Below are 7600 nucleotides of genomic sequence, written 5' to 3'. Positions count from 1 at the left end.
CGACGGGCGTCGCCGCGGCCGCCGGCACCGGGGCCGGCGTGCTGGTGCTCGCGGCGGGCGGGGCCGCGCTCGCGCTGCGCCGCGTGCCGGCCACCGGGCCCGGCTGACCTACCCTGGGCCGGTGTCGGCGACCAGGCTGCTCGTGCTGGGGATCGTCCGCGGCTACGGCCGCGCGCACGGCTACCGCGTCGGCAGCGACCTGCTCTCCTGGGGCGCCGACGAGTGGGCCAACGTCAAGTGGGGCTCGATCTACCACGCCCTGCGCAAGCTGACCGCCGACGGCTTCCTGCTCGACCGCGACGAGGTCCCCGGGCGCACCGACTACGAGCTGACCGAGCGCGGCGAGGCGGAGTTCCAGCGGCTGCTGCGCGACGCGCTGCGCCGGCCGAACCCGCGCCCCGACCTGATCGGCGCCGCCCTGGCCATGCTGCCCTCGCTGCCCCGCGCCGACGCCGTGCGCCTGCTGCGCGAGCGGCTGGCCGCGCTGGAGGAGACCAGGGACAAGGCCCGCGCCCAGGTCGAGGGCTGGGCCGACCCGCCGCACGTGCGCGAGCTGTTCGGGCTGTGGGAGCACACCGCGGCCGGCGGCGCCGAGTGGACCCGCGGGCTGATCCAGCGCCTGGAGGCGGGCGCCTACCCGATGGCCGGCGAGCCGGACTCCCCCGGCACGCCCGGCAGCTGGCCCGACCTGCTCTAGCCGCTCCCGTACGTCCCGCGGAATCCGGTTTGCACGAACCGGGGGGCCGCGGGCACACTCGACGGGCCGGACTCAAATTTTAGTAACCGCACTCGATCTCGTACCGGAGCGCGCCATGCCACCGCTCGCTGTGCACGCCGACGGCCTGCGCAAGCACTACCCCGGTTCCCCCGCACCGGCCCTGGCCGGCGTCGACCTGACCGTGCCCCCCGGCACCGTGCACGGCCTGCTCGGACCCAACGGCGCGGGCAAGACCACCGCCGTGCGCATCCTGGCCACCCTGCTGCGCGCCGACGCCGGCCGCGCCGAGATCGACGGGATCGACGTCGCCGCCCGCCCCGCCGACGTCCGCCGCCGCATCGGGCTGGTCGGCCAGTACGCCGCGATCGACGAGGTGCTCGACGGGCGGCGCAACCTGGTGATGTTCGGCCGGCTGCTGCACCTGTCCCCGGCCGACGCGCGCCGGCGCGCCGAACAGCTGCTGGAGCGCTTCGCCCTCGTCGAGGCCGCCGACCGCCCGGTGTCGGGCTACTCCGGGGGCATGCGCCGCAGGCTCGACATCGCCGTCGCGATGATCCTCGCCCCGGCCGTGCTGTTCCTCGACGAGCCGACCACCGGGCTCGACCCCCGGGGCCGGGCGGAGGTGTGGTCGGCGGTGCGGGCGCTGGTCGCCTCCGGCACCACCGTCCTGCTGACCACCCAGTACCTCGACGAGGCCGACCAGCTCGCCGCGCGGATCTCGGTGCTGGCGGCGCCGCGGGGCGCCGGCGGGCGGGTCGTCGCCGAGGGCACCCCCGACGAGCTGCGCGCCCGCATCGGCGGCGACCGGATCGAGGTCGTCGTGCGCCGGCCCGACGACCTGGCCGCGGCGGCCGCGGTGGTGTCGCGGGTCGCCGGGACCGATGCCGACGTCGACGCCGACCTGCGCCGCGTCGCGGCACCGGTGCCCGACCGGATGGCGGCACTCGGCGCGACCCTGGCCGGCCTGGCCGGGGCGGGGGTCGCGGTCGAGGACCTGGCCGTGCGCCGCCCCACCCTGGACGAGGTCTTCCTGCGGCTCACCGACCGGGCGGAGGTGGGAGCGTGAGCACCGCGGCACCGATCCCCGCGCCCGACGTCGCGCCGGTACCGGCGCCGGGCTCACCGCTGCGGTGGGCGCTCGCCGACACCGCGACCCTGGCCGGGCGGCAGCTCGCGCACCTGCGGGCCCGCCCGGGCGAGGTGGCCGGGGCCGTGGGCTTCCCGATCCTGCTGCTCCTGATGTTCGTCTACCTGCTGGGCGGGATGATGGACGCGCCGGGCGGCGACTACCGCCAGGCCCTCTCCCCCGGCCTGTTCACCATGACCATGCTGTTCGGCCTGTCCGCGACCATGATCGGCGTGCTGACCGACGCGCAGCGCGGCATCACCGACCGGTTCCGCTCGCTGCCCATGTCGGCCGGCGCGGTGCTCGCCGGGCGGGCCGTCGCCGACATGGTGGTCTCCGCGCTGGCGCTGGCGGTGCTGCTGGGCGCCGCGCTGCTCGTCGGCTGGCGGCCCACCGGCGGCCCCTGGTCGGCGGCGGCCGCGGTGGGCCTGCTGCTCCTGCTGCGGTTCTCGCTGCTGTGGGTGGGCATCTGGCTCGGGCTGGTCGCCCGCGGGCCGGGCGCGCTGACCGCCGTGCAGACCTTCGAGTTCCCGTTCGCGTTCCTGTCCGGGGTGTTCGTCGCGCCGGTGACCATGCCCGCCGTGCTGGGCGCCGTCGCCGAGTGGAACCCGCTCTCGTCCACGGCCGCGGCGGCCCGCGAGCTGTTCGGCAACCCGGGCTGGGAGGGCGGGGGCTGGGTCGCGCAGCACGCGATCGCCATGGCCGTGCTCTGGCCGGTCGTGATCGTGGGCGTGTTCGCCCCGCTGGCCGTGCGCCGCTACCGCCGGATGAGCCGATGAGTTACCGGCCCGGTCCGGGTCCCCTCATCGACCCGAGAAACGCCTGTGATCTAGATCACATTGCCCCCGCCATTCTGTCGGGTGGGCGTGCCACGCTGTCGGCCGCCTCGCCCCAACCAGGACGTCCCGAACAGGAGCCCTCGTGGAGTACCTCACCGTCACCGGAGCGCGGGAGAACAACCTGCGCGACGTCTCGGTCCGCATCCCGAAGCGCCGCATCACCGCGTTCGTCGGGGTGTCCGGCTCCGGCAAGTCGTCGCTGGTCTTCGACACCATCGCGGCCGAGGCCCAGCGCCAGCTGAACGAGACCTTCACGGCGTTCGTCCGCGGCTTCCTGCCCAAGCTGGGCCAGCCCGACGCCGACCTGATCGAGAACCTGTCCACCGCGATCGTCGTCGACCAGAAGCGCCTCGGCGGCGGCTCGCGCTCCACCCTGGGCACCGTCACCGACATCAACCCGCTGCTGCGGCTGCTGTACTCCCGCCGCTCCACCCCGCACGTCGGCGCCGGCTACCAGTTCTCGTTCAACGAGCAGGGCATGTGCCCGGGCTGCAACGGCATCGGCCGGCGCGTCCAGCTCGACCACGACAAGATGTTCGACCGGTCGAAGTCGCTGAACTCCGGCGCGATCCTGTTCCGCGACTTCGCCGTGGACAGCTGGTACTGGCACGTCTGGGCGCAGTCCGGCAAGTTCGACAACGACAAGGCGCTGGCCGAGTACACCGACGCCGAGTGGAAGCTGCTGCTGCACGGCGCCGACGAGAAGGTCGAGCTGGCCGTCAGCGGCAAGAAGTCCATGAAGATGGACTTCGAGGGCGTCGAGGAGAAGTTCACCCGGCTCTACATCAGCGCCAGCGAGGAGGGCGCCTCCGACCGCAAGAAGCAGACGGTCGCGGCGTTCACCACCTCGGTGCGCTGCACCGAGTGCGACGGCACCCGCCTCGCCGAGGCGCCGCGCACCGCCACCGTGGCCGGGCGCACCCTGCCCGAGATCTGCGCGCTCGACCTGGGCTCGCTGCACGCCTGGCTGCCCACCGTCCGCGACGCCGAGATCGCCCCCATCGTCGACGAGGCCACCGCCCGCGTCGGCGCCCTGATCGACATGGGGCTGGGCTACCTGACGCTGGACCGGGAGACCTCCACCCTGTCGGGCGGGGAGTCCCAGCGCATCAAGATGGTGCGCCACCTCGGCTCGTCGCTGGTCGACGTCATGTACGTGTTCGACGAGCCGACCATCGGGCTGCACCCGCGCGACGTCGGCCGGATGAACGCGCTGCTGCACCGCCTGCGCGACAAGGGCAACACGGTCCTGGTCGTCGAGCACGACAGCGACGTCATCACCGCGGCCGACCACGTCGTCGAGCTCGGCCCGCACGCGGGGTCGGCCGGCGGGCGGATCGTCTACCAGGGCGACGTCGCCGGACTGGCGCACTCGGGCACCCTCACCGGGGAGTTCCTGCACCGCCCGGTGGTGCTGCGCGAGCGGCCGCGCACGCCGACCGGGCACCTGCGGCTCACCGGCGCCTCGGCCAACAACCTCACCGGCTTCGACCTCGACATCCCCACCGGCGTGCTGGTCGCGCTCACCGGCGTCGCCGGCTCGGGCAAGTCCACGCTGGTGCGCGAGGTGCTGCTGCCCCAGCACCCGGACGCGATCGTCGTCGACCAGAGCGCGGTGGCCACCTCCATCCGGTCCACCCCCGCCACCTGGACCGGGGTGATGGAGTCGATCCGCAAGCTCTACGCCAAGGCCACCGGCGTCAAGCCCGCGCTGTTCAGCTTCAACTCCGCGGGCGCCTGCCCCACCTGCAACGGCCTCGGCGTCGTCTACTCCGACCTCGCCTACCTCGACGGCGTCCGCTCCACCTGCGGCGACTGCGGCGGGCGCCGCTACACCGACGAGGTGCTGGCGCTCACCGTGAACGGCAAGTCGATCTCGGACGCGCTGGACCTGACCGCGGCCGACGCCGTCGAGTTCTTCGGTGCCCAGTCCGGCGGGGCCCGCGACATCCGCAAGCGGCTGCAGGCCGTGGTGGACGTGGGCCTGGGCTACCTGACGCTGGGCCAGCCGCTGTCCACGCTGTCGGGCGGGGAGTGCCAGCGGCTCAAGCTGGCGGGCCGGTTGCACGAGGAGGGCAACATCTACGTCCTCGACGAGCCGACCACCGGGCTGCACATGTCCGACTGCGGCCACCTGCTCGGCCTGCTCGACCGCCTGGTCGACGGCGGCAGCTCGGTGATCGTCGTGGAGCACAACCTGGACGTCATCGCGCACGCCGACTGGGTCATCGACCTAGGCCCCGACGGCGGCGACGCAGGTGGGCGGGTCGTGTTCGAGGGCACCGCCGCCGACCTGACCACCGCGCCCGGCTCGTTCACCGGCGAGCACCTGGCCCGCCACGTCGCTGCTCACACCCCCGCGCACGCCGCCGCACCGGCCTGAGCGAGGCAGCTCACAGCGACGCCGCTCACGACCGGGCCGGGACCGACCGGTCCCGAACCTAGGGTCGGGAGGTGCCTCCGGAAACCGTTCTGCTGCTGGTCGGGGCGGGGGTGGCGGCCGGGCTGTGCGGCTCGATGGCCGGTCTCGCGTCGCTGTTCTCCTACCCGGCCCTGCTGGCGGTCGGGCTCCCCGCGACGACGGCCAACGTGACCAACACCGTGGCCCTGGCCTTCAGCACGGTCGGCGCCGCGGCGGGGTCGCGCCCCGAGCTCGCCGGCCAGGCCCGCACCGTGGGCCGGCTGGCGCTCGTCGCGCTGCCCGGTGGCGCGCTGGGCGCCGGCCTGCTGCTGCTGACCCCGCCCGGGGTGTTCGAGGTGGTGGTGCCGGTGCTGGTCGCGGGGGCGTCGGTGGCGCTGCTGCTGCAGCCCCGCCTGCGCGCCCGCGGCGAGCGCCGCCGCCGCGCCGACGGACCGGGCGCGGTCAGCGCCGACGCGCTCGGCGCACCGGTCGGGTCGGCGTGGCCGAGCCGACCGGTGCTGGCCGGGGTGTTGCTGGTGTCGGTCTACGGCGGCTACTTCGGCGCCGCGGCGGGCGTGCTCATGCTGGCGCTGGTGCTGGTCGGGCTGCCGGTGTCGCTGCTGCAGGGCAACGCGCTCAAGACGGTGCTGCTGGGGCTGGCCAACCTGGTCGCCGCCGCGGGGTTCGCGTTCTTCGGGCCGGTCGAGTGGTGGGCCGTGCCGCCGATGGCGGCCGGTCTGCTGGTCGGGGCGTGGTGCGGGCCGGCGCTGGCCCGGCGGCTGCCGGCGGCCGTGCTGCGGACCGGGATCGCGCTGGCCGGGATGGGCCTGGCGGTGTCGCTGGCCGTGCAGAGCTGGGTCTGACGGGAGCTGTCCTGAAGCCTCGCGCGATGGACGGACCTCGCTACCCTCGCCGCATGACGCAGGGGGACGAGCCGGGTCTGGAGGCGCGGATGGCCGCGCTGGAGACCGACGTGCGCGAGTTGAAGGGGCGGGTCGCCCGCACGGAGCAGGACGCCGCCGCGGCCCGCGTGCTGGCCGGGGGCGCCGACCGCGACGTGAACGAGGTGCGCACCGAGATCCGCGACTTCCGGCAGGCCACGACGGCGAGCTTCAACGCCATGCGGGAGGACCTGGGCGACCTGCGACGGGACCTCGACGGCCTGCGCGAGCACGTCGACAGCGGGTTCGCCGAGGTCCGCGGCCGGCTCGACGGGGTCGCGGCAGGCCACGAGCAGATCGTCGGCATGCTGACCACCCTCCTCGACCGCGAGACCGGTCCCGACGCCCCGCGCTAGCCCTCACCCGGTCCGGCGGGCGGCGGCGCGATCGCCCGGCGGATCGCCCGCGACAGCCGCGAGATCCCCGACTCCAGCGGCCCCCGCAGCCCACCGGCCGCCAGCGCCACCCCGAGCACCGTGGCCGCGAGCAGGTGCACCAGCCACAGCCTGAGGTCGCCGGACGGGTCCGGGACGTCCCCGTAGCTGGCCGGCACGACGGCCAGCGCCGTCACGTGCAGCGTGTAGAGCGTCAGCGGGATCGCCCCGACGGCGGCCGGCACCCACACCAGCCCCCGCGACCACCGGGCCGCCAGCAGCATCAGCCCGATCACCGCGAGCGCCGAGCCGGTGGTGGTCGCGAGGTCCAGCGGCGCCCCGGAGTGCGGCGCGTCGACCGCCAGCCACCACCAGGTGTCGGTGGGGGTGGTGCCGTAGCGGTGCTCGTCGAGCCGGCGGCCCAACACCGCCGCGCCGCCGCCCGGCCCCAGCAGCAGCGCCGATGCCGCCGCCGCGGCCACCGCGAGCGCCGTGCCGCCGACCAGCAGCCACGCCGCCACCCGGGTGGAGCGCAATGCCAGGCGGCCCACGGCCATCCCGGCCAGCAGGTAGGTGGTCCAGGTGAGCACCGGGTAGTAGCCGGTGACGGCGAGGATCTCGAAGAGCCGCCCTGGCGGGGGCAGCGCCGTCAGCGAGGGTTGGCGGCCCGTCCCCGGCGGCCCGTCCATCCGCAGCCAGATGCTGAGCACGGGCGTGAGCGCGCAGGCCAGCACGGCGCCCGCGGCCAGCACCGCGGGCCCGAGCCGCAGCAGCGGCGCGGCCACCGCGAACAGCAGCCCGTAGTACATGAGGATGACGGCCACGTAGGAGCCCAGCTCCACCAGCGCCAGCCCGATGACCGCGATCAGCAGCCCGCGCACCACCAGCGCCACCGCGGCGCCCAGGTGCGCGCGGGCGTCGGGCAGCCGGCGCGGGCCCCCGGTGCTCAGCGCGATGCCGACGCCGGCCAGCACCGCGAACAACGCCGACGCCCGGCCGTCGGCGAGCAGGCCGGTCGGCGTGGGCGCACCGGCGGCGTCGCGCAGGGCCATGATGTGGGTGGCGAACATACCGACCAGCGCCACGGCCCGCGCCGCGTCGATGCCCAGCAGCCGGGCGGAGGTCGGGCGGGGCGGGGCGTCCACCGACGGCGTCGGTCCGTCGGCCTCGTCGACGGCCCGCCGCGTGGCGAGCCGGTGCC

General features: G+C 75.3%; 7 protein-coding genes. 6 read left to right on the top strand and 1 reads right to left on the bottom strand.

Annotated elements, in window-relative coordinates; all coding sequences use genetic code 11:
- The first annotated feature begins 121 nt into the window (after positions 1-121).
- The 6 genes from KIK08_RS35555 (at position 122) to KIK08_RS35530 (ending at position 6381) form a co-directional block, all read left to right on the top strand.
- Positions 122-697 (top strand): PadR family transcriptional regulator, encoded by a 576-nt coding sequence (locus tag KIK08_RS35555; RefSeq protein ID WP_214407710.1) that lies wholly within the window; start codon positions 122-124, stop codon positions 695-697.
- A 115-nt stretch (positions 698-812) separates the two neighbouring features.
- Positions 813-1784, top strand: coding sequence for an ATP-binding cassette domain-containing protein (locus tag KIK08_RS35550; protein ID WP_214407709.1), 972 nt, complete (start codon positions 813-815; stop codon positions 1782-1784).
- Positions 1785-1843: 59 nt separating this feature from the next.
- Positions 1844-2623, top strand: coding sequence for an ABC transporter permease (locus tag KIK08_RS35545; protein ID WP_214407713.1), 780 nt, complete (start codon positions 1844-1846; stop codon positions 2621-2623).
- A 142-nt stretch (positions 2624-2765) separates the two neighbouring features.
- Entirely contained in the window at positions 2766-5066 is a 2301-nt protein-coding gene (locus KIK08_RS35540; protein WP_214407708.1) for an ATP-binding cassette domain-containing protein, read from the top strand.
- Between the two features lie 71 nt (positions 5067-5137).
- Positions 5138-5947 carry a sulfite exporter TauE/SafE family protein gene (locus KIK08_RS35535; protein WP_308258100.1) on the top strand — a complete coding sequence of 270 codons (810 nt, stop codon included), beginning with the start codon at positions 5138-5140 and terminating at the stop codon, positions 5945-5947.
- 53 nt (positions 5948-6000) lie between these two features.
- Positions 6001-6381, top strand: coding sequence for a permease (locus KIK08_RS35530; RefSeq protein ID WP_250558487.1), 381 nt, complete (start codon positions 6001-6003; stop codon positions 6379-6381).
- Here the strand turns inward: KIK08_RS35530 and KIK08_RS35525 are convergent.
- Positions 6378-7600 (bottom strand): heparan-alpha-glucosaminide N-acetyltransferase domain-containing protein (locus KIK08_RS35525; protein ID WP_214407707.1); only part of this gene is annotated, 1223 nt, incomplete at its 5' end. The genes KIK08_RS35530 and KIK08_RS35525 overlap by 4 nt on opposite strands.

Source organism: Pseudonocardia lacus, assembly GCF_018531445.1.
In the GTDB taxonomy this organism is placed as follows: Bacteria; Actinomycetota; Actinomycetes; order Mycobacteriales; family Pseudonocardiaceae; genus Pseudonocardia; species Pseudonocardia lacus.
Note: the sequence above shows the minus strand (reverse complement) of the source record. Positions and strands in the feature narration are given on the sequence as shown.